General features: G+C 67.5%; 23 protein-coding genes and 1 pseudogene. 12 read left to right on the forward strand and 12 right to left on the reverse strand.

The annotated features are described in order from the left end of the window. Positions 1 to 1,127, forward strand: a 1,127-nt coding sequence (gene ettA, locus AC6RA4_RS10850) for an energy-dependent translational throttle protein EttA (RefSeq protein ID WP_500160192.1), incomplete at its 5' end; no start/stop codon positions are given. Between the two features lie 348 nt (positions 1,128 to 1,475). Here the strand turns inward: ettA and AC6RA4_RS10855 are convergent. Then, positions 1,476 to 1,658 carry a hypothetical protein gene (locus AC6RA4_RS10855; protein ID WP_500160193.1) on the reverse strand — a complete coding sequence of 61 codons (183 nt, stop codon included), beginning with the start codon at positions 1,656 to 1,658 and terminating at the stop codon, positions 1,476 to 1,478. Positions 1,659 to 1,881: 223 nt separating this feature from the next. Between AC6RA4_RS10855 and AC6RA4_RS10860 the strand changes: the two genes are divergently transcribed. Continuing rightward, positions 1,882 to 2,088 (forward strand): cold-shock protein, encoded by a 207-nt coding sequence (locus AC6RA4_RS10860; protein WP_222602179.1) that lies wholly within the window; start codon positions 1,882 to 1,884, stop codon positions 2,086 to 2,088. A gap of 77 nt (positions 2,089 to 2,165) precedes the next feature. Here the strand turns inward: AC6RA4_RS10860 and AC6RA4_RS10865 are convergent, their stop codons facing one another. Then, positions 2,166 to 2,774 (reverse strand): CDP-alcohol phosphatidyltransferase family protein, encoded by a 609-nt coding sequence (locus AC6RA4_RS10865; protein ID WP_500160196.1) that lies wholly within the window; start codon positions 2,772 to 2,774, stop codon positions 2,166 to 2,168. A gap of 76 nt (positions 2,775 to 2,850) precedes the next feature. On the opposite strand from AC6RA4_RS10865, the gene AC6RA4_RS10870 reads away from it, so the two are divergent. The 8 genes from AC6RA4_RS10870 (at position 2,851) to AC6RA4_RS10905 (ending at position 9,267) form a co-directional block, all read left to right on the forward strand. Continuing rightward, positions 2,851 to 3,258 (forward strand): winged helix-turn-helix domain-containing protein, encoded by a 408-nt coding sequence (locus AC6RA4_RS10870; protein WP_500160198.1) that lies wholly within the window; start codon positions 2,851 to 2,853, stop codon positions 3,256 to 3,258. Positions 3,259 to 3,317: 59 nt separating this feature from the next. Then, positions 3,318 to 4,088 carry a molybdate ABC transporter substrate-binding protein gene (gene modA, locus AC6RA4_RS10875; RefSeq protein WP_500160200.1) on the forward strand — a complete coding sequence of 257 codons (771 nt, stop codon included), beginning with the start codon at positions 3,318 to 3,320 and terminating at the stop codon, positions 4,086 to 4,088. Between the two features lie 8 nt (positions 4,089 to 4,096). Next, on the forward strand, positions 4,097 to 4,789 hold the full coding sequence (gene modB / locus AC6RA4_RS10880) for a molybdate ABC transporter permease subunit (protein ID WP_500160201.1): 693 nt from the start codon (positions 4,097 to 4,099) through the stop codon (positions 4,787 to 4,789). Then, positions 4,786 to 5,886, forward strand: a complete 1,101-nt coding sequence (gene modC / locus AC6RA4_RS10885; protein ID WP_500160203.1) for a molybdenum ABC transporter ATP-binding protein — start codon at positions 4,786 to 4,788, stop codon at positions 5,884 to 5,886. Before modB ends, modC begins: the two co-directional genes overlap by 4 nt. Positions 5,887 to 6,035: 149 nt before the next feature. Next, positions 6,036 to 6,860, forward strand: coding sequence for a UDP-2,3-diacylglucosamine diphosphatase (locus AC6RA4_RS10890; RefSeq protein WP_500160204.1), 825 nt, complete (start codon positions 6,036 to 6,038; stop codon positions 6,858 to 6,860). Then, positions 6,857 to 7,993, forward strand: a complete 1,137-nt coding sequence (locus AC6RA4_RS10895; RefSeq protein WP_500160206.1) for a ceramide glucosyltransferase — start codon at positions 6,857 to 6,859, stop codon at positions 7,991 to 7,993. Before AC6RA4_RS10890 ends, AC6RA4_RS10895 begins: the two co-directional genes overlap by 4 nt. Before the next feature lie 3 nt (positions 7,994 to 7,996). Beyond that, complete coding sequence (locus AC6RA4_RS10900) at positions 7,997 to 8,569, forward strand: DedA family protein (protein WP_500160208.1); 573 nt, start codon at positions 7,997 to 7,999, stop codon at positions 8,567 to 8,569. Then, positions 8,566 to 9,267, forward strand: coding sequence for a glycosyltransferase family 2 protein (locus AC6RA4_RS10905; RefSeq protein WP_500160210.1), 702 nt, complete (start codon positions 8,566 to 8,568; stop codon positions 9,265 to 9,267). Before AC6RA4_RS10900 ends, AC6RA4_RS10905 begins: the two co-directional genes overlap by 4 nt. A gap of 13 nt (positions 9,268 to 9,280) precedes the next feature. Here AC6RA4_RS10905 and argE read toward each other — a convergent pair whose 3' ends face one another. From argE to AC6RA4_RS10950, 9 genes are all read right to left on the reverse strand, one after another. Continuing rightward, positions 9,281 to 10,363: an acetylornithine deacetylase gene (argE, locus tag AC6RA4_RS10910; protein WP_500160212.1), complete on the reverse strand. Its 1,083-nt coding sequence runs from the start codon at positions 10,361 to 10,363 to the stop codon at positions 9,281 to 9,283. After that, positions 10,363 to 11,040, reverse strand: a complete 678-nt coding sequence (locus AC6RA4_RS10915; RefSeq protein WP_500160214.1) for a DUF1028 domain-containing protein — start codon at positions 11,038 to 11,040, stop codon at positions 10,363 to 10,365. Before AC6RA4_RS10915 ends, argE begins: the two co-directional genes overlap by 1 nt. A 36-nt stretch (positions 11,041 to 11,076) precedes the next feature. Continuing rightward, positions 11,077 to 12,201 carry an aromatic ring-hydroxylating oxygenase subunit alpha gene (locus AC6RA4_RS10920; RefSeq protein WP_500160216.1) on the reverse strand — a complete coding sequence of 375 codons (1,125 nt, stop codon included), beginning with the start codon at positions 12,199 to 12,201 and terminating at the stop codon, positions 11,077 to 11,079. 257 nt (positions 12,202 to 12,458) lie between these two features. Further along, positions 12,459 to 13,823, reverse strand: coding sequence for an aminotransferase class III-fold pyridoxal phosphate-dependent enzyme (locus AC6RA4_RS10925; RefSeq protein ID WP_500160218.1), 1,365 nt, complete (start codon positions 13,821 to 13,823; stop codon positions 12,459 to 12,461). 2 nt (positions 13,824 to 13,825) lie between these two features. After that, complete coding sequence (locus tag AC6RA4_RS10930) at positions 13,826 to 14,593, reverse strand: carbon-nitrogen hydrolase family protein (protein ID WP_500160220.1); 768 nt, start codon at positions 14,591 to 14,593, stop codon at positions 13,826 to 13,828. A gap of 9 nt (positions 14,594 to 14,602) precedes the next feature. After that, complete coding sequence (locus tag AC6RA4_RS10935; protein ID WP_500160222.1) at positions 14,603 to 15,628, reverse strand: extracellular solute-binding protein; 1,026 nt, start codon at positions 15,626 to 15,628, stop codon at positions 14,603 to 14,605. A gap of 39 nt (positions 15,629 to 15,667) precedes the next feature. Then, complete coding sequence (locus tag AC6RA4_RS10940) at positions 15,668 to 16,477, reverse strand: ABC transporter permease (RefSeq protein ID WP_222602195.1); 810 nt, start codon at positions 16,475 to 16,477, stop codon at positions 15,668 to 15,670. After that, the gene (locus AC6RA4_RS10945) at positions 16,474 to 17,394 is read right to left on the reverse strand and encodes an ABC transporter permease (protein ID WP_500160224.1); all 921 of its coding nucleotides are present in this window, start codon (positions 17,392 to 17,394) and stop codon (positions 16,474 to 16,476) included. Before AC6RA4_RS10945 ends, AC6RA4_RS10940 begins: the two co-directional genes overlap by 4 nt. Continuing rightward, complete coding sequence (locus AC6RA4_RS10950; RefSeq protein ID WP_500160226.1) at positions 17,394 to 18,461, reverse strand: ABC transporter ATP-binding protein; 1,068 nt, start codon at positions 18,459 to 18,461, stop codon at positions 17,394 to 17,396. The genes AC6RA4_RS10945 and AC6RA4_RS10950 overlap by 1 nt, the downstream gene beginning before the upstream one ends. A gap of 114 nt (positions 18,462 to 18,575) precedes the next feature. Here AC6RA4_RS10950 and AC6RA4_RS10955 point away from each other — a divergent pair, with 114 nt between their 5' ends. Next, entirely contained in the window at positions 18,576 to 19,376 is an 801-nt protein-coding gene (locus tag AC6RA4_RS10955; RefSeq protein ID WP_500160228.1) for a helix-turn-helix transcriptional regulator, read from the forward strand. A gap of 78 nt (positions 19,377 to 19,454) precedes the next feature. On the opposite strand, the gene AC6RA4_RS10960 is transcribed toward AC6RA4_RS10955, so the two are convergent. Next, positions 19,455 to 19,985, reverse strand: coding sequence for an invasion associated locus B family protein (locus AC6RA4_RS10960; RefSeq protein WP_500160230.1), 531 nt, complete (start codon positions 19,983 to 19,985; stop codon positions 19,455 to 19,457). A gap of 175 nt (positions 19,986 to 20,160) precedes the next feature. Here AC6RA4_RS10960 and AC6RA4_RS10965 point away from each other — a divergent pair. Beyond that, a pseudogene (locus AC6RA4_RS10965) lies at positions 20,161 to 20,264 on the forward strand (asparaginase); the annotation flags it as partial.

The raw sequence follows: 20,264 nt of genomic DNA on the forward strand, positions 1-20,264 counted from the left end.
CCGACATGCTGCTGCTCGACGAACCGACCAACCACCTCGACGCCGAGACCATCGCCTGGCTGCAGAACCACCTGATCGAGTACAAGGGCACGATCCTCTGCGTCACGCACGACCGTTACTTCCTCGACGACATCACCGGCTGGATCCTCGAGCTCGACCGCGGCCGCGGCATCCCCTACGAGGGCAACTACTCGAGCTGGCTCGAGCAGAAGGCCAAGCGCCTCGCCCAGGAAGCCCGCGAGGACAAGGCGAAGCAGAAGACGCTCGAGCGCGAACTCGAATGGATGCGGCAGGGCGCCAAGGCGCGTCAGGCCAAGTCGAAGGCGCGTATCTCGGCCTATAACGACCTCGCCTCGCAATCCGAGCGCGAACGCGTCGGCAAGGCCCAGATCGTCATCCCGAACGGCGAGCGCCTCGGCTCCAAGGTGATCGAGGTCGAAGGCCTGAAGAAGGCGATGGGCGACAAGCTCCTGATCGAGGATCTGAGCTTCTCGCTGCCGCCGGGCGGCATTGTCGGCGTCATCGGCCCCAACGGCGCCGGCAAGTCGACGCTGTTCAAAATGCTGACCGGGCAGGAACAGCCTGACGAGGGCAGCATCGAGTTCGGCGACACCGTGCATCTCTCCTACGTCGATCAGTCGCGCGACGATCTGGAATCGGACGCCACGGTCTGGGAAGCGATCTCGGGCGGGGCGGAGATCATCGAGCTCGGCGACGCGCAGATGAACTCGCGCGCCTATTGCGGCGCGTTCAACTTCAAGGGTGGCGACCAGCAGAAGAAGGTCGGCCTGCTCTCGGGCGGTGAACGCAACCGGGTCCACATGGCGCGGCTGCTGAAGTCCGGCGGCAACGTGATCCTGCTCGACGAACCGACCAACGACCTCGACGTGGAAACCCTGCGGGCGCTGGAAGACGCGCTGGTCGATTTCGCCGGCTGCGCCGTGGTGATCTCGCACGACCGCTTCTTCCTCGACCGGATCTGCACCCACATCCTCGCCTTCGAGGGCGAAGCGCATGTGGAGTGGTTCGAGGGCAACTTCGAGGATTACGAGGAAGACAAGAAGCGCCGCCTCGGCCCCGACGCGGTCGAGCCCAAGCGGGTGAAGTTCAAGAAGTTCACCCGCTGAGCGCTGCTCGCGGGTCGGACGGACCGGAAGACATGGAAAAGGCGGGGGCATTCCCCGCCTTTTTTCGTTTCAGTGAGCGCAAGGTTCTTGGCGCACATGTCTCGTGCTTACGAACGGTGCCTCCGGCGCGGAATCAAGCCCGCAGGGCGCCGCGCCATCGCCGGCCCGCCCCCCCGGGCTGGCGATTTGCTGACGCCAGCACGGAGTGTCGAGGTCCTTCGGACTTGGCTGGGATAAATCGAGAGGAGCGGAGGTTGCATCGCCATCCCGCGGGCCAACGATCGCGCGCCTTCAATCCAATTGCCTCTCCACTGCCATCGGCTCGGCAGACGCGCGCCTGCCCTCCCCTCAAAGCGACCGGCGGATCGCCCGCACCGCCTTCGAGGCGATCTGGCTCTCGACACTGCGGCCGCGCTTTACCGTGTTGTGGCGCACGGGGCGGTTGCGGACGGGGGTGCCGGCATGGTGGCCGCCGCGCTTGCTACGGGCATAGGCCGACAGGGCTTTCTTCGCGATTCGCTGGATCGACATCGGATCCTCCTCTCAGAATGATTGGTTCTGGCGAAGAAACGCCCAAAACGGGAAAGCCGTTCCGGCCCTCGCGTCAAAGCTTGTGCGACTCAGACCATCGTGGCATAGCTCAGGCTGCTACTCTCTATTCGACCTGTTCCTTTTACGGCCACTGTCGAGACTAGACGACGACGCCGGGCCGCAGCATTTCCGCGTGCGGCATCAAAAGGAAGGGGTTCTACCCATGGCAACTGGCACCGTGAAGTGGTTCAACACCACCAAAGGCTACGGCTTCATCGCTCCCGAAGGCGGCTCCAAGGACGTGTTCGTGCACATCTCCGCACTCGAGCGCTCCGGCCTGACCGAGCTCAAGGACAACCAGAAAGTGTCCTACGAGCTGCAGTCCGGCCGTGACGGCCGCGAAAGCGCGATCAATCTCGAGCTGCTCTGATCCATCCGATCAGACCGGCCAAAAGGCGCGCCCCCGGGCGCGCCTTTTTCGTTTCAGCACCCGTCGTTTCCACCGCCTCAGCCCCCGAACAGGCGCCAGCCGGCCAGCCAGCGCGTCAGCGTGGTCAGGAAACAGGCCGCGGCAAAGGCCAGCGCCAGCACCGGGAACAGCCCCGGCAGCAGGCAGATCAGAACGAAGAGCGCGATGGTCTCGGCCCCTTCGGTCAGCCCGCCGAGATAGAAGATGCCCTTCGACGGGTAATCCTCCGAGGTGATCCCGCGCCGCTCGGCGATGATCGAGAAGGCGAGGAAGGAGGAGCCGGTGCCCACGAAGCTCGCCACCAGAACAGCCGCCGGCAGCGCGTTTGCCACAGGGTCGGCGATGGCAAAGCCCAGCGGGAACAGCGCGTAGAACAGGAAGTCGAGCGCGATATCGAGAAACGCGCCGCGATCCGTCGGCCCCGCCAGCCGCGCCACCTCGCCGTCGAGCCCGTCGGCCAGCCGGTTCGCCACCAGCCCCGCCAATGCCAGCCAGACCAGCCCCAACGCCGCTCCTGCCACCCCGACAAGCCCCAGCGCGAAGCCCACAAGCGTGATCGCGTCGGCACTGACGCCGCGCGCGTGCAGCCGCTCGGCAAGGGGATGGATCAGCCGCCGTTGCAGCGGCAGGAGCTTGGCGTCGAACATGGGGCCTCCCGTCTGTCCCGCGCGACTGTTTCGCGGCGCGCTTGCAAGCGCAACCGCGATCCCGGAAAGTTGAGCCATGACAGAGCTGCCCCCGCCCCCTGATCCCCACGACGACCCGGATAACGACCCCGACCCCCGCCTGCGCCTGCGCATCCTCTTCGGAGACAGCGCCATGCTGGGGCCGGGCAAGGCCGAGCTGCTCGACCGCATCGCCGAGACCGGCTCCATCGCCGCCGCCGGGCGCGCCATGGCGATGAGCTACAAGCGCGCCTGGAGCCTCGTCGAGGAGATGAACCGCGCCTTCCGCGCCCCGCTGGTCGAGCGCAGCCGGGGCGGCACCCGTGGCGGCGGCGCGCTGCTGACCGAGACCGGCGAGCGGGTGCTGGCGCATTACCGCCGCGTCGAGCGCGCCGCCGCTGCAGCAGGTGCCGAGGATATCGCGGCGCTGAAGTCGCTGCTGAGCGATATGTCCCACGAGAAATAGCGCTTGCCTCACGGGCGGCCCCCGATATGTTTCTGGAAACATATTGATCCGGAGCCCGCATGCCTCGCCCCACCCTGCCCTCGCTCGCCGCCCTCGGCATTGCCGCCCTCGCGGCCAGCGACGCGGCGGCCGGGCAGGTGACGGTCTTCGCCGCCGCCAGCATGAAGACCGCGATGGACGAGATCACCCCGCTCTTCGCGGAGGCGACCGGCGACACAGCCGTGGTCTCGCTGGCCGGCTCCTCGGCGCTGGCGCGGCAGATCCAGGCGGGGGCCCCGGCGGATGTCTTCATCTCGGCCAATCCCGGCTGGATGGATGCGCTCGAAGCCGACGGGCTGATCGAGGCAGACAGCCGCACCGACCTGCTCGGCAACAGCCTTGTGCTGATCACCCACGACCCGCAGGCGACCCCGGTCGAGATCACGCCAACCCTGCCGCTCTCCGGGATGCTGGGCGCGGATCACCTCGCCATGGCGCTGGTCGAGGCCGTGCCTGCCGGGATCTACGGCAAGGCCGCGCTGAGCGCGCTGGGGCTCTGGGAGGGCGTCGCACCAAAGGTCGCGCAGGCCGACAACGTGCGCGCCGCTCTTGCGCTGGTCGCCACCGGCGAGGCGCCCTTCGGCATCGTCTACGCCACCGACGCCCGGGCCGAGCCCGGCGTCACCGTGCTGGGCACTTTTCCCGAGGGCAGCCACGCGCCCATCACCTATCCCGCCGCGCGCGTGAGTGACGGAGACAGCGCGGTCGCCGAGGCATTCCTCGCCTTCCTGAAAGGCCCCGTTGCACGCGCTGCCTTCGAGCGGCAGGGTTTCACCGTCCTGACGGAGTAACCGCCCCCATGTCCCTGCTCGGCCCCGACGAATGGCAAGCCGTTGCGCTGTCGCTGCGCGTCGCGCTCTGGGCGACACTCGCCGGGCTGCCGCCGGGGATCCTCGTGGCCTATGCGCTGGCGCGCTGGGAGTTTCCCGGCAAGCAGGTGCTGAACGGGCTGGTGCACCTGCCGCTGATCCTGCCGCCGGTGGTGACGGGCTACCTGCTGCTGCTGACCTTCGGCACCCGTGGCCCGGTCGGCGCGGCGCTGAAAGAGATCGGCATCGTCTTCGCCTTCCACTGGACCGGCGCCGCGCTCGCCGCCGGGATCATGGCCTTTCCGCTGCTGGTGCGCGCCATCCGCCTGTCGATCGAGGCGGTGGATCCGAAGCTCGAACAGGCCGGCGCCACGCTCGGGGCCTCGAAGCTCTGGGTCTTCGCCACCGTCACCCTGCCGCTGACACTGCCCGGCATCCTCGCCGGCGCCATCCTCGCCTTCGCCAAGGCGATGGGCGAGTTCGGCGCCACCATCACCTTCGTCTCCAACATCCCCGGCCAGACCCAGACCCTGCCCTCGGCGATCTACGCCTTCCTGCAGGTTCCGGGCGGCGAGGCCTCGGCGCTGCGGCTGGTGGCGGTCTCGGTGGCCATCGCCATGGCGGCGCTGATCCTGTCGGAAATGCTGTCGCGACGCATCGCCAAGCGGGTGGCGGGCGCATGAGCTTGCAGGTCGAGATCAGCCACTGTTTCGGCGGCTTCCAGCTCGACATCGCCTTCGAGGCGCCGCCGGGGCTCACCGTGCTGTTCGGACGCTCGGGCTCGGGCAAGACCACCATCGTCAACGCGGTGGCGGGGCTCCTGCGCCCGGATGCGGGCCGCATCGCGCTTGGCGAGCAAGTGCTCTTCGACAGCCAACGCCGCATCTGGCAGCCGCCGCATCGCCGCCGCCTGGGCTACATCTTTCAGGACGCGCGCCTCTTCCCGCATCTCACCGTGCGGCAGAACCTGCTCTACGGGCGCTGGTTCGCCCCCCGCGACGACGCTCCCGACGAGTTCGACCGGGTCATCGACATGCTCGGCATCGCGCCGCTGCTCTCCCGCCGCCCGGGCGCGCTCTCGGGTGGCGAGCGGCAGCGCGTGGCGATCGGGCGCGCGCTCCTCGCCAAGCCGCGCCTGATCCTCGCCGACGAGCCGCTGGCGGCGCTCGACGAGGCGCGCAAAGCCGAGATCCTGCCCTATTTCGAGCGCCTGCGCGACGAGACCCGCGTGCCGATCCTCTATGTCAGCCATGCCCCCGCCGAGGTCGCGCGGCTCGCCACCTCGGTGGTCGCCTTGCAGGATGGTCGGGTGTCGCGGCACGGCAGCGCCACCGACGTGCTGGGCGACCCGTCGGTGACCCCGCTCGGCGCCGGGGCCGCCGGCGCGGTGATCGAGGCCCGCATCCTCTGCCACCATGACGACGGGCTCACCGAGCTCGAGGCGGCGGGCGGGCTGCGCCTGCTGATCCCCAGCGTGCCGCGCGCTCCCGGCACACCGCTGCGCATCCATATCGAGGCGCAGGACGTGATGCTCGCCACCAGCCGGCCCGCGCAGATCTCGGCGCTCAACGTGCTGCCCTGCCGCATCAAGGCGCTGCGCATGGGCAACGGCCCCGGCGCGCTGGTCCAGCTCGACTCCTGCGGCAACCTGCTGCTCGCCCGCGTCACCCAGCGCTCGGTCTCGACGCTCGGGCTGCAGGACGGGCAGGAGGTCTTTGCCGTGCTGAAGGCGGTTTCCGTCGCCAAGGGCGCCATCGCGGGCGGCCCCGGCACGGGCTGAGGCCCGAGGCCTCGCTGCACCGCATCATTATCGCAAGATCCGAGGAACCGCGCGCGCCTTCCGGGCGTTTTGCGCCGGGTGCTGATCCGTCACACTCCCGATACACGCCGCCGCCATAAGGCGGGCGAGCGAAAAAGAAAGATCTACCGATGCCGTCTTCTCCCGCCGGCAATGACGCCCGCCGCACGATGCGCAGCCTGTTCCTGTCGGACCTGCATCTGGGCGCCCGCGCCAGTCGCCCCACGCAGGTTCTCGCCTTTCTCCGAAACATCGAAGCCGAAACGATCTACCTCGTCGGAGACATCTTCGATCTCTGGCACGGGGGCCGGGTCCATTGGACCGATGCGCATGAGGCCGTGATGGACACCTTCCGCGAGCGCCGCAGGAACGGGACCCGCATCGTCTACCTTCCCGGCAACCACGACACCGTGATGCGCGCGCCCGACGCCCGCGTCGACGGCTGGGAGCTGCGCGAAGCGGTGATCCACCATGCCGCAGACGGTCGGCGCTATCTTGTGCTGCACGGCGACCAATGCGACCCGCGTTTCCTGCGCTGGCACTTTATGACCCGGCTCGGCAGCCGCATGGACGCGATGCTGCGCCAGCTCGACGACTGGCAGCGCCGCCGCGACGGTCTCGGCCCCGACGAGCGCAGCGCCGCGCAGCGGATCATCGGCCACGCCAACCAGCTCCTCGCCATGGGCGATACGTTCGAGCGCCGCCTGATCAAGCTGGCCCGCGCCGCCGGCACCGGCGGCGTGATCTGCGGCCACTCGCACAAGCCCGGCCTGCGCGCGCATGGCGAGATGGTCTACGCCAACTGCGGCGACTGGATCGACAGCCTCACCGCCATGACCGAAGATCGTCAGGGGGGCCTGAACCTCGTCCGGTTCACCGCCGCTGCGGCCCCGTTGCCGGCGCCTTCGAAACCCGCTGCCGGCAAGGGCGGCGCACTGGCAGGAGGCCTGGCATGACCGACGCGCTTCTCTTCTCTCTTCTGGCGGTCCTCGCCGTGACCGTCGCCGTCCACCTGCTGAGCGCCGTGCTGGCGGCATGGCGCTATCGTCAGTCCGGCGCGAGTGCCACGGACGACACCGACCTGCCCTTCATCTCGCTGGTGCGCCCGGTTTGCGGTGTCGATGCCTTCGACCGCGAGACGCTCGGTTCGTCTTTCCGGCAGGACTATCCGCGCTTCGAGGTCATCTTCTGCGCGCCCTGCGAATACGACGCGGCGGTGCCGCTGGTGCGCGAACTGATCGCCGAGAACCCGCAGGTCGAGGCGACGCTGCTCTTTGGCGAGACCCCGATCAGCGGCAACCCCAAGCTCAACAACCTGCACAAGGGCTATGCCGAGGCGCGCGGCGAATGGCTGGCGATGACCGACAGCAACCTGCTTCTGCCTGCCGATTACCTGCGCAGCCTGATCGCCACGTGGCGCGAGGATACCGGGCTGGTCTCCTCGCCGCCCGCCGGCATTCGCCCCGGCAATTTCTGGGGCGCGGTTGAATGCGCCTTCCTCAACAGCTCGCAAGGGCGCTGGCAGCTCGCCGCCGACAGCCTCGGTCAGGGTTTCGCGCAGGGCAAGACGTTGTTCTGGCACCGCGATGTGCTGGAGGCGGGCGGCGGCCTGCCAGCGCTCGGGCGCAACCTTGCCGAGGACGTGGCCTCGACCAAGCTGGTGCGCGCGCAGGGCAAGCGGGTGCGGCTGACGCCCCGGCTCTTCGCGCAGCCCATCGGCCACCGCCACGCCCGCGCGGTCTGGGACCGGCAGCTGCGCTGGAGCAAGGTGCGCCGCGACGGCTTTCCGCTGATCTTCTGCGCCGAGATCGCGCAGGGCCCGCTTGTGCCGCTGGCGGCGCTCGTCGGTCTGATCGCGATGGGGGCTGTGCCCGTCGGGATGCTGCTGGCGCTGCTGATCCTGTGGTACGGGACCGAGATGGTGCTCGCCCGCCATGCCGGCTGGCCTGCAGGCCCGCGCGACCTCGCCGCCATGGTGATCCGCGATGCCTTGCTTCCGGCGCTTTGGGTCGCCACATGGACAGGGCGCGGCTTCACCTGGCGCGGAACCGAGATGGCGCCTGCCGAGGCCGCGGGCCCCGCGGAGTAAGACTTGTTCGGACTGGAAACCGTCACCGCCCTGCTCGCCAAGAACGGGCTGGCCATCCTCGCACCGATCGCGGTGCTCGAGGGCCCGATCGTCACCGTGATCGCGGCCTGGCTGGCAAGCCGCGGCCTGCTCGATGTCTGGAGCGTGAGCGTCGTGGTGATCCTCGCCGATGTGTTCGGAGACCTGCTGTTCTACGCGCTCGGGCGCTGGGGGCTGCACCGGCTGCCGCTGCGCTGGCGCTACCGCATGGGCCTGAGCCGGGCGCGGCTGGCGCAGGTCTCGGGCCATTTCGAAACCCACGGCGCCCGCACGCTGGTGCTGGGCAAGATCACCCACTCGGCCGGCGCCGCGGTGCTGGTGGCCGCCGGGCTGGCGAAGATGCCGCTGCTGCGCTTTCTCTGGGTCAACCTGCTCGCCACCATTCCCAAGAGCCTGTTCTTCGTGGCCATCGGGTATGCCTTCGGCGCGGCCTATTCCCGCATCGATGATTGGATCGCACGGATCTCTTTGCTGCTCCTGGGCGTTCTGGTTCTGGGCGGCATCGCCTGGTTTCTCAAGAGGACGACACAGAAATGACCCGCGCGCTGTCCATCTCCTGCATCATCCCGGCCTATAACGAGGCCCCGCGCATCGGCGCGGTGCTCGATGCGGTGCTGGGCCATCCGCTGATCGACGAGGTCATCGTGATCGATGACGGCTCCTCCGACGGCACCGCCGAGGCGGCGGAGGCGCATGGGCCCGATGCGCCCGGGCTGCGGGTGGTGCGCCAGCCGCGCAACGGCGGCAAGACCCGCGCCGTGACCCGTGGCATCGCCGAGGCGCGCGGCAGCCATATCCTGCTGCTCGACAGCGATCTTCTGGGGCTCAGCCCCGAGCATCTCAGCGCCCTGATCACGCCGGTGCTGGAGCACCGCGCCGAGGCCACGATCAGCCTGCGCCGCAACGCGCCGCTGCTCTGGCGGATGATCGGCATCGACTACATCTCGGGCGAGCGCGTCATGCCGCGCCGCCTGCTGGCGGAGCAGACCGAGGCGCTGCTCAACCTGCCGCGCTTCGGGCTCGAAGTGTTCATCAACCGGCTCTGGCTCGCCGAGGGGCTGCATATCGCCATCGTGCGCTGGCCCGAGGTCGAGAGCCCCTACAAGCACGCCAAGCGCGGCGGCTGGATCGACGGGCTGCGCGCCGACATCGCCATGCTCGGCGATATCTTCCGCACCGTGCCGCCCACCGAGACCCTGCGCCAGGTGGTGGCGCTGCGCGGCCGCCGGGTCTGACCCCCTTTCCCGATCAGGCTCGCGCCACCAGCGCTTCGAGCATCTCCATGCAGCCGCTGAGCTGGTCCAGTTCGATGAACTCGTCGGGCTGGTGGCCCTGCGCCATGTCGCCCGGGCCGCAGACCACGGTGGGGATGCCGGTCGGCACGAAGAACCCGGCCTCGGTGCCGTAAGAGACCTTGCAGAGCCCGCGCGAGAGGCCGCGCAACGTCTTCAGCGCCGGCAGATCGGGATCGGTGTCGAGGCCGGGATAGGCAAAGACCTGTTCCAGCTCGATATGCTCCAGCCCGGCCATGACGCGCGGCACGATCTTGTCCGGAGACTCGGCGGCGAGGTGGCGGATCTCCCAGTCGACCGTGGCGCGGTCGGGCACGATGTTGAGCGCGGTGCCGCCCTGCAGTTTGCCCACATGCAGCGTCGAGCAAGGCACATCATAGCCCGCATCCTGCGCGCCATCCTTCATCAGCCGCGCCTGCTCGGCCCGGAGATTGGCCACCAGATCGCAGGCCCCGTGCAGCGCGTTGCGGAATTGCGGCGCCATCGCCGAGTGCCCGGCCTCGCCGTGGCTCACCGCGCGATAGGCGGCCTTGCCCTTGTGGCCGGTGGCCATCACCAGCGAGGTCGGCTCGCCCACCACGCAGAGCGCCTGCGGGCCCAGCGCCGCTTCGAGATGCGGGATCATGTACGGGATGCCGCGGCAGCCCACCTCCTCGTCCCACGAGAGCACGATCGAGACCGGCCCCTGCGCCTCTGCGGGCTGCTCGGCCAGCGCCAGCGCGCAGGCCACGAAGCCCTTCATGTCAGTGGTGCCGCGCCCGAAGAGCCTGTCGCCCTCGCGCGTGAGCTTGAAGGGATCGCGGGTCCAGGCCTGCCCTGCGGCGGGGACCACATCGGTATGACCCGAGAGCACCACGCCGCCCGCGCCGCCGCGATTGGCGATCAGCCCGGCCTTCTCGCCGCAGGGCGAGGGCACGCGGGTGAGGGCGAAGCCGCAGCGCTCGAGATGGGCTTGCGCCCAGTCGATCAGCGCGAGGTTGCTCTCCGACGAGACGGTCGGGAAGGCGATCAGGCGATCAAGCAGTTCGAGCACGCGCATCACTCGTCTCCCGGCACGCCGTAGGAGGGCGCGGCGGACGGGTCGAGCGCGCGGGTGACATAATCCGCCGCCTGCGGCTGATAGACCTCCCAGGCCCGGGCGATGGCCTCGATCGGGCAGCCCTCGTCGATCCAGTCGCATCGCAGCTCGGCATAGGGCCAGCTCTCGCGGTCGACGATCAGCATCCCCGCCGAATGGACCGGCCCGGCCTCGCCGCCCGCAGCAAGCCCCGCGCGCATTGCCGCGATCAGCCGGTCGCCCAGCGCGCCGGTGGCGGCCTCGAAGCCCGCAACCATCGCTTGCGGTACGCCGTCATTGGCCAGCAGGTTGCCCCCGGCGGCGACGTCCTGCCCCTCGGCCTGGGTCCAGATGCCGAGCGAGTTCGGCCCGGAATGGATCGCCGTGCCGCCCTGTGCATCCACAGCCAGCACCTGCCGGTAGGCCATGTGCTCGGCGCGTCCCTTCAGCGCCTTCAGCGCCTCGGCCGCGCTCGCACCCTCCGCCATCAGCTCAAGCGCCTGCGGCCCGAGGCGCGGGTCGGTGACATTCTGCGAGGCCACCGCGCCGACGCCCGCCCGGGCAAAGGCGCAGCGCGCCGCCACCGCCGGCGAGGAGGACGAGATCGCCACTCCGAACTGGCCGGTCTCGGCGCAGCGCGCCACGAGGGAAAAAGTCATGAAGTCTCCTTGGTCTTGGTCTTCTGCCGACCCGGCTCAGGTCGGGATCTTGCGCGCGATCCAGCTGGCGAACTCGTAGTTCGGCCGCTCCAGATGCGACAGCGCTCCGGGCACCGCGTGGCGCGATTGCATGCCCTTCCAGACCCGCTCGGTGCAGCCCTTGTCCTCTTCGTTGACGTGATCGAGCAGGCCCTTGAGAGTCTCGAAATGCTGCGGCGCCTCGGCATCGGCGGCGAAATCGGGATGCAGCCCGCCGCCATAGATGATCTTGACGTGGCCCGGCCCGTCGGGCGTCAGGCTGAGATACCAGAAATAGCCCGGCGTCAGCGTGATCATCAGCGACGGGTAGACCGAGAGCAGCCATGTCCGGTAGCGGTCCTCGCCCTCCAGCTCGGTATTGTCTTTGTGGGCGATCGACAGCGCGATGCTGTCATCCTTCAGGATGTGGTGGAAATTGAAGCCAGGATAGCCCTCGGGGCAGGTCATCTTCTTCAGGTCCACCGCGCCGCCGATGGTGCCTCCGTGGCACATCGGCAGGTGGTAGCTCTCCATGAAGTTCTCGGCGAGGATCTTCCAGTTGGTGTTCCAGCGGTGCTCCTCGCGGAACACCTCGACATAGTCTTCCATCGGCAGGTAGCCGACGAGATCGTCCATCTCTTTCAGCGTCTCGTGCGGCTCGGGCAGATCGGGGTCGAGCGTGACCATGATCCAACCCTTCCAGTCGACGCAGCGGATTGCCGGCAGGCTGTTCTCGGACTTGCAGAAGCTCTGGTTCATCTCCATCGCCGGCGCGCCGCGCAGGCTGCCGTCGAGATTGTAGGTCCAGGCGTGGTAGGGGCAGGTGATGGCACGCACGTTGCCGCGCCCTTCGAGCAGGATCGACATCCGGTGCCGGCAGACATTCGACATGGCGCGCAAGCCGCCCTCGCGGTCGCGCAGCACGATGACCGGCTCGCCGGCGATCTCCATCGTCAGGTAATCGCCCGGCGCCTTCAGCGCATCGGCCCGGCCGGCGCAGAGCCAGCTCTTGGCGAAGACATGCTCCTGCTCGAGCGCGAGGAAATCCTCGCTGGTATAGACCGAGACCGGCATTGCCTGCGCCGCCTCGAAGGGCGTGGCGACATTGGCGCGGAGCTCCGCTGCGGGGTCATGGATGTTCATCGTCGTGCTTCCCTGCATCTCGCGCCGGGGCGGAACCACCCGCCGCCGGGTCGAGCCCTCTTTTCGTCCACGCTTGTCCGCGCCCGGTCAAGTCTGCCGCGTGTTCGGGCGCCCCGAAAGCCGGCCAAGACGGCCCGCGCCGCCCCGTTTTTGAGCCGGAGCGGCGCGGTTGGGTCAGCTTGTCAGAGCGATACAGGCGACGAAAGAAGAGCCTTCCAAAGCCGGGCTTAGGAAAAGCCTAAGACCCGGCCCGCAGGTCACAGCTCGGCCATCACCTCTGTGATGCTCTCGCGCAGGATGGCGCCGATGGTGGCGATCTGCTCGGGCGACAGGATCAGCGTCGGCGACAGGATCAGGATATGCCCGAGCGGGCGCGCAATGAGCCCCTTCTGCTGGCACTTTTGCGCCACCTTGAGGCCGATATTGATCTCAGGATCGAAGATCTCCTTGCTCTCCTTGTCCTTAACGAACTCGATGCCGATCATGAAGTGGCTGCCGCGCACCTCGCCGACGATGTCGAGATCGGAGAGCCCCTTGAGCGTGGTCTCGAAGAGCTTGCCGGTGGTCCGCGCGGTCTGCGGGATCTGGTCGCGCTCCATCAGCGCGATATTGGCGAGGCCGGCGGCCGAGGCGGCGGGGTGGCCGGAATAGGTCATGCCGTGCAGGAACATGCCGCCGGGGCCCGAGATCACCTCGTGGATCTCATCCGACAGGATCGTCGCCGAGAGCGGCTGGTAGCCCGAGGTCAGGCCCTTGGCGGTGGTGATGATGTCGGGCTGGAAGCCGAACACGTCCTTCGAGGCGAAGAAATGCCCGAGCCGCCCGAAGGCCGTCACCACCTCGTCGGAGATCACCTTGATCTCGTAGTCGCGGCAGAGATCGGCGACGCGGGCATGGTAGCCCTCCGGCGGCACGATGACGCCGCCCGCGCCCATGATCGGCTCGCCGATGAAGCAGGCGATGTTCTCGGCGCCGAGGCTCTCGATCTCGGTCTTCATGTCGTCGAGCAGCGCGTCGGTGAACTCGGCCTCGGTCATGCCATCGCCCTCGCGCCAGTAATGCGGCTTGCGCAGGTGGTGCACGATGCCCTCGGCCTTGTGCCAGCCGTCGGAATATTCCGGCGTGGTCATGGCGATGGCGAGGTGGGTGGAGCCGTGATAGGCGCCATAGCGGCTCAGCACCTTGCGCTTTGAGGGCTGTCCGAGGCGCTTGTAGTAGTGGTGCAGGATGCGCACCGCGCTGTCATTGGCGACCGAGCCGGAATTGCCGAAATGCACCTTGTTGAGCGAACCCGGCGCCAGCTCGGCGAGCTTGGCGGCCAGCGCCGCGGCGGTCGGGTGGGTGAAGCTGTAGAAGGTCGAGTAGAAATCCAGCGTATCGAGTTGCTGGTTGATCGCCTCGATGATCTCGCGGCGCTTGTGGCCGACATTGACGCACCACAGCCCGCCGATGCCGTCGATCAGCTCGTTGCCCTCGCTGTCGGTGACCATCGTGCCCTCGGCGCCGACGATGGCGGTGCGCGCGCCATCCTGCTTGAGCGCGTTGAGGTCGGCGAAGGACTGCACCAGATGCACGTCCTCGGTGAGGATGTCGTCGGTGGTCTTGGGCAGGTCGAGGGTCATGATCAGAGCTCCCGGTAATCAGCGAGTTGGGTGGAAAGCGAGGGCCTGGGCAGGTCGTCGTTGACGCTCAGGTCGGCAATGAGCAGCGCCTCGCCGCGTCCGGCAGAGACCATCGGCTGGCCCAGCGGGTCGGCGATCAGCGACAGGCCCCCGAAGGCCAGCCCGGCCTCGATGCCGCAGTAATTCGCGTAGACGATGGTGATGCCGAGCTCGGCGGCGCGGCCCGGCACGGTGGCGCGCTGCACGTGATCGAAGCCCACGGCATTGGCGGTCGGGACCAGAACGAGGCTGACGCCCTGCTCGGCCAGCGCCCGCACATGCGGCGCGAACTCCACGTCATAGCAGATCAGCAGGGCGGCCTTCACGCCGCACAGCTCGAAGGTGCAATAGGCGTCTCCGGGCGCGAAGGAGGCCTGCTCCATCGGCCCGAAGAGCTGGATCTTGCGGTAATGGCCCAGCACCGCGCCGTCCGGCCCGAAGGCCGTGGCGGCATTGTAGACCGTCTCTCCCTCGCGCTCGGCCCAGCCGATGGTCAGACCGCAGCCCGCGGCGCGGGCCATTGCGGCCAGCCGGGTCTCCCACGCACCGCCGCGCGGTTGCGACAGCGAGGCGTGGAAAGCGGGCTGGTTATAGCCCGGCAGGAACAGCTCGGGCATGACGAGCATGTCGGCCCCTGCGGCGGCGGCGGCGGTGAGCTGGGTGGAGACGCAGGCAAACGTCTCCTCCGTGGCCCCGCTGATCGCGGGGCCCTGATAGAGCGCGAGTTTCATCGGTCGGGCTTACTTCTTCAGGTTGGTCCAGATCGCGTCGTAAAGCACCTGGACCTCTTCCGGGCAGGCCTCGACGAAGACGGTCGTGGTGCCTTCCGGCGGGTTCGATTCAGGCGAGTTGGCGACCTCCGGGTCGAGGAACTCGGCCACGCCCTTCACGCCCGCCGAGTACTGCGCGTAGTTGGTCAGGGCGGCGGCGTTCTCGGGCTCGAGCATGAAATTCATGAAGGCCAGCGCACTGTCGCGGTTCGGCGCGTCCTTCAGCAGGGTGATGTTGTCCATCCAGACGATCACGCCTTCCTTGGGGAAGGCATACTCGATCGGCGCACCCTCGCCACGAGCCTTGGCGGCGAAGCCCGACCAGATCATGCCGGCGGCGGCATCGCCTGAGACCAGCACGTCCTTGGCCACGTCGGAGCCGAAGGAGGCCCAGTCGGCCTTGGCGCCCATCACCAGCGCGTTCAGCGCCTTGAGCTGGTCGCGGTCCGAGGTGCATTGCGGGATGCCAAGATGCATCGAGGCGAGCGTCAGCGTCTCGCCCGAGGTGTCGAGCACGTTGATCTTGCCCTTCAGCTCCGCCGGCGGCTCGAAGATGATGCCGGTGGTCTGGATGTCACCGTCGAACACCTCGCGGTTGACGGCAAAGGAGGTCGAGCCCCACTGGTAGGGCACCGAGCTCTTGCGACCCTCGTCAAACGGCACGTTCAGCCACTGGTCTTCGATGTTGGAGAGGTTCGGGACTTCCTCGGGAGTGAAGGTGCCCAGCATGCCCTCGTCGCCGAGGATCTTGACCATGTAATCGCCCGGAACAGCGAGGTCGTAGGAGCCCAGCTTGCCCGCCTTCAGCGAGGCCAGCAGCGCCTCGTTGCTGTCATAGGTGTCCATTGTGACCGTGATGCCGGTCTCTTCGGTGAACTTGTCGAGCAGCTCCTGCGGCATGTACTCGAACCAGTTGTAGAGCTTCAGCTCGCCCTCGGCCTGCGCCGCCGAGGCGGCGGCCAGCGCGATCAGGGAGGTGGCAAGGATCTTCTTCATGGGGTGTCTCCGCTGTTGGGTTTTTATGGTTTTGGGTCTTCAGGGTTTCTTGGCCTGACCGCTGCGTCCGATCAGCCAGGAGAGAGTGACGAACACCACCGAGACGCCGAGCATCAGGGTGGAGATCGCCATGATGTTGGGCTTGATGCCCTGTTTCACCGCGCCGAAGATGGCGGTCGGCAAGGTCTCGACGCCGGCCCCTTTCACGAAATTGGTGATCAGGAAGTCGTCGAGCGAGATGATGAAGGCGAGCAGGAAGCCCGAGAAGATGCCGGGCATCATCAGCGGCAGCAGGATCAGTCGGAACGCCTCCCAGGGCGTCGCGTAAAGATCCATCGCCGCCTGCTCGTAGCTGTCGGGCACGCTCTGCATCCTCGCTGCGATCGGCAGGTAGGCGAAGGGGATGCAAAAGGTGATGTGGGCCAGCAGGATCGTCCCGATGCCGCCCGAGAAGCCGATGGCGGTGAAGAAGATCAGGCTCGCGACGGCGGTCACCACCTCGGGCACCATGAGCGGCAGGTTGATCAGCGCGAAGGTGGCGGTCTTGCCCTTGAAGCGCCCGGCGCGGTGCATCGCCACCGCCGCCGAGGTGGCGATCAGCGTGGCGCAGAGCCCGGCCAGCACCGCGATGATCAGCGAGTTCATCGCCGCGCGCTGAAATTTCGGCGACTCGGGCCCGGTGAAGACATCGACATACCAGTCGAGCGAGAAGCCGCCCCAGTTGGTGATCGAGGTCGAGGCGTTGAAGCTGTAGACCGAGACCACCATCAACGGCGCGTAGAGCACCACGACGCAGAGCAGCGTGATCGCGAAGAAGCCAGGGAAGCGGCGCAGGTCGAGCTGCTTCATGGCTTGGCCTCCCGGGTCTGCGAGCGCGCGTAGACCAGCAGCACGATCATCACGATGGTCATCAGGATCATCGCCGCCGCCGCCCCGAAGGGCCAGTTGCCGGCAGCACCCTTGAACTGCTCCTCGATCAGCGAGCCGATCATGAAGCTCTTGGCGCCGCCCAGCAGGTCGGGGGCGAGGAAGGCGCCGAGCGAGGGCACGAAGACAAGGATGCAGCCCGCGATGATGCCCGGCTTGACCACCGGCAGGATCACCAGCCGCAGCGTCGTCCAGCGCCCGGCATAGAGATCCGCCGCCGCCTCGGAGAGCGCGAAATCGTAGCGTTCGACGGCGGCATAGATCGGCAGCACCATGAACGGCAGGTAGGAGTAGAACAGGCCCAGCTGCACCGCGAGGTTGGTGTTGATCAGCCCCAGCGGCTGGTCGATCAGCCCGCTCCAGAGCAGCATAGCGTTGAGCGGCCCCTCGTCGCGGATCAGGAACTTCATCGAAACCGTGCGGATCAGCAGGTTGACCCAGTAAGGCACGGTCACCACCAGCAGCCAGACGGTTCGCATGCGCGCCTCGCGGGTGGCGATGAACCACGCGGTCGGGAAGCCGATCAGCAGGCAGAGGATTGTCGCCAGACCGGCCTGCCAGATCGAGCGCCAGAAAATGGTGATATAGGTCCACTCGATCTTCGGCGGCTCGTCTCCGAACAGGCCGCGGTCGAGGAAGAACTGGTCATAGGCGGCGAGCGAGAACTCCCAGATCACGCCGCCGCGGAATTCCTTGGTGAGGAACGAATAGGTGGCCATCAGGGCAACCGGGACCAACAGGAAGACCCCGATGACCACCCATGTCGGCAACAGCAATCTGCTTGCGTTGCCCTTGTAGATTTCCGACGAGGATGCGCCGCCCGGCGCCATCGCCGCCATCAGGCCGAGAGCAGGCGGGCGGCGCCTGCTTCCAGTTTCAGCCCCACTTCCGTGCCGCGCTCGGGCAGCCGCGTGGCTTGGGCATTCTGCAGCCGGATGGTCATCTCCTGACCGCCCTCGAGCTGCGCCTTGAGCTGGATGTCGGTGCCGAGATAGACCTGATCGGTGGCGATCACCGTGAGGTCGGCCTCGGAGGCCGGGCAGAGATCGATGCGCTCGGGGCGCAGCGACAAGACCCCCTGCCCCACCGCACGGGCGAGCGGCGTCGGGCAGCGCAGGGTGCCGCCGCCGGGGAGAGAGACCTCGGCCATGCCATCGCTGATGCCCAGAACCGGCACCTCGATCAGGTTGGTCTCGCCGATGAAATCCGCCACGAAGCGGTTCGCCGGGGCCTCGTAGATCTCGCGCGGGGCGCCGATCTGCTGCACGTGCCCGTCCGACATCACCGCGATGCGGTCGGACATGGTCAGCGCCTCTTCCTGATCGTGGGTGACGAAGACGAAGGCGATGCCGGTCTCGCGCTGGATCTGCTTGAGTTCCATCCGCACCGCCTGCCGCAGCTTCAGGTCGAGCGCCGAGAGCGGCTCGTCGAGCAGCAGCACCTTGGGCTCGGGCGCCAGCGCGCGGGCCAGCGCCACGCGCTGCTGCTGGCCGCCCGAGAGCTGGCCGGGGCGGCGTTTGAGGAATTGCGACAGGTGCACCAGCTCGAGCGCCTGCTTGGCGCGGCCCTCGGCATCGACCACCGACCAGCCCAGCCGCTGCAGCCCGAACATCACGTTCTCGAGCACCGTCATGTGCGGGAAGAGCGCGTAATGCTGGAACACCGTGTTGACCGGGCGCTTGAACGGCGGCAGCGGCGCAATGTCCTCGCCATGCAGGCGGATCTGCCCGCCGCTCACCGGCTCGAAGCCCGCGATGCAGCGCAGCAGCGTGGTCTTGCCGCAGCCCGACGGCCCGAGCAGCGTGAAGAATTCATTCTCGGCGATGTCGAGCGACACCTCGTGAAGCGCGGTGAAGGTGCCGAAGCGTTTCACCACGCGGTCGATGTTGATCACGGTTCCGGTCACGATGCCGAACCACCCCCTGCGGCTGTTGTCCCTGTTTCGGGCTATACCACCCGTTATGATGGGTATACCCTAGGCGCAGGACATTCGGGGGGTATATACCCCCAGAGAGGTATGATGCGAAAACTGCCGAACATGACGGAGAATTTTCTCGGGCGGGCCATCTCGGCGCTTGAGACCGACGATTTCGCCAGCCTGTTCTTCCAGTGGCTGATGCGCTGCTTCGAGACCGACAACACCACCATGCTGGCCTATTTCCAGAACCGGCCGCCCGAGCTTCTGTTTTCCCATGCCCGGGAAAAGCGTGTCCACGAAAAGCTCGAGGATGACTATCTCACCGGGGCCTATCTGCTCGATCCGTTCCATGCGCTGCACATCGAACGGGCACCGGAAGGGCTCTACCGGATGCGCGACATCGCCCCCGACCAGTTCACCCGAAACGAATATTTCTCGGCCTACTATCGCCGCACCACGCTGATCGACGAGGTGGCCTACGTGGCCTACCCCTCCGAGGGCGTGTCGGTACATGTCTGCCTCGGGCGCGATGCCAGCTCGGGGCGGGTGTTTTCCTCGCGCGACATGGAGCGCGCCGAGCAGATCGCGCCCATCGCCTGCGCACTGGCGGCGCGGCACTGGTCGAACCTGCGCTCGACCGGTGATTTCAAGGATTCCGCCGTGACCGGAGCGCTGCAAACGCGCATGGAACAGGCGCATGGCGTGGCGCTCACCGGGCGGCAGGCCGAGATCGCGCTGCTGATTCTCAAGGGCCACAGCTCGGCCTCGATCGCCATGCGGCTCGAGATCAGCCCGCAGACCGTGAAGGTGTTCCGCAAGCAGCTCTACCGCAAATGCGAGATCTCCTCGCAGGCCGAGCTGTTCTCGCTGATGATGCCGATGCTGTCGTCGCTGGAGTTCTGATCACCGCGCCGGCCCGGCACGAGAAAGCCCCCCGCAGCATCCTGCGAGGGGCTTCGTCATGATCCGGCTGCGCGCGCCTCAGTTGACGCAGCGCTTCTCGGCGTCTTCGACCGCGGCGGTGAAGCCCAGCAGCGAGAAGGTGTCCTTGGTCTGGGTGCCGCGGGCCGAGCGCGCGGTCAGAACCGCGTCGGCGCCGCGCTTCATCGCGGCGATGATCTTGGCATCGTCCTCGGGCGTCGCGGGCCACGCCCATTCGCCGTCGCTGTAGAGCTCGAACTCCGAGCCGCCGATATTCACCCCGACCGTCGAGCCCGGCGCGAAGGGATAGCCGCCGGTAAAGGCCACCTGCCCGTTCACCCCGCCCTCGGGACGGTAGAACACCATCAGCAGAATATCCCCGCGGCGCACCGAGACGACGCGGCCATCCTTGGTGTTCACGCTTTCCTTATAGGTGGTCACGGCCCAGCATTCGCGCGGGTCGCTGCCCTCGAAGACCGACCAGTCGGTGATCGCGTTGACGCGGTTCTGGCTCTCTTCCTGCGCAAGCGATGCCGTTGCGGCCAGCGCCAGCAGGGCTCCGCCCAGAACTCCACCGAGAAATGACTTCATACCGTGCAGCCTCCAGCTGTCTTGTGCCTCTATCCGTGCGGTCGGCGCCCGGCCAGTTTCGGCCCAATCGCGCGCGCTCCCGATTTTCTACTCGACGTCGGGAAGATAGACTGAAAAACCTGCCGCCATAAACCCCCTGTTGGCAAGATATCGCTTAGTTGTGAAGGACCCGAGGATGGCGAACGCTCCCGAACTCATGGTTGAGATCCACCGTGGCCCGCTGGCCGAGAGTTTCCACTCCGGTCACGCGGTGATCTGCGACGACAGCGGCCAGATCGT

It is taken from the genome of Salipiger sp., from assembly GCF_059781815.1.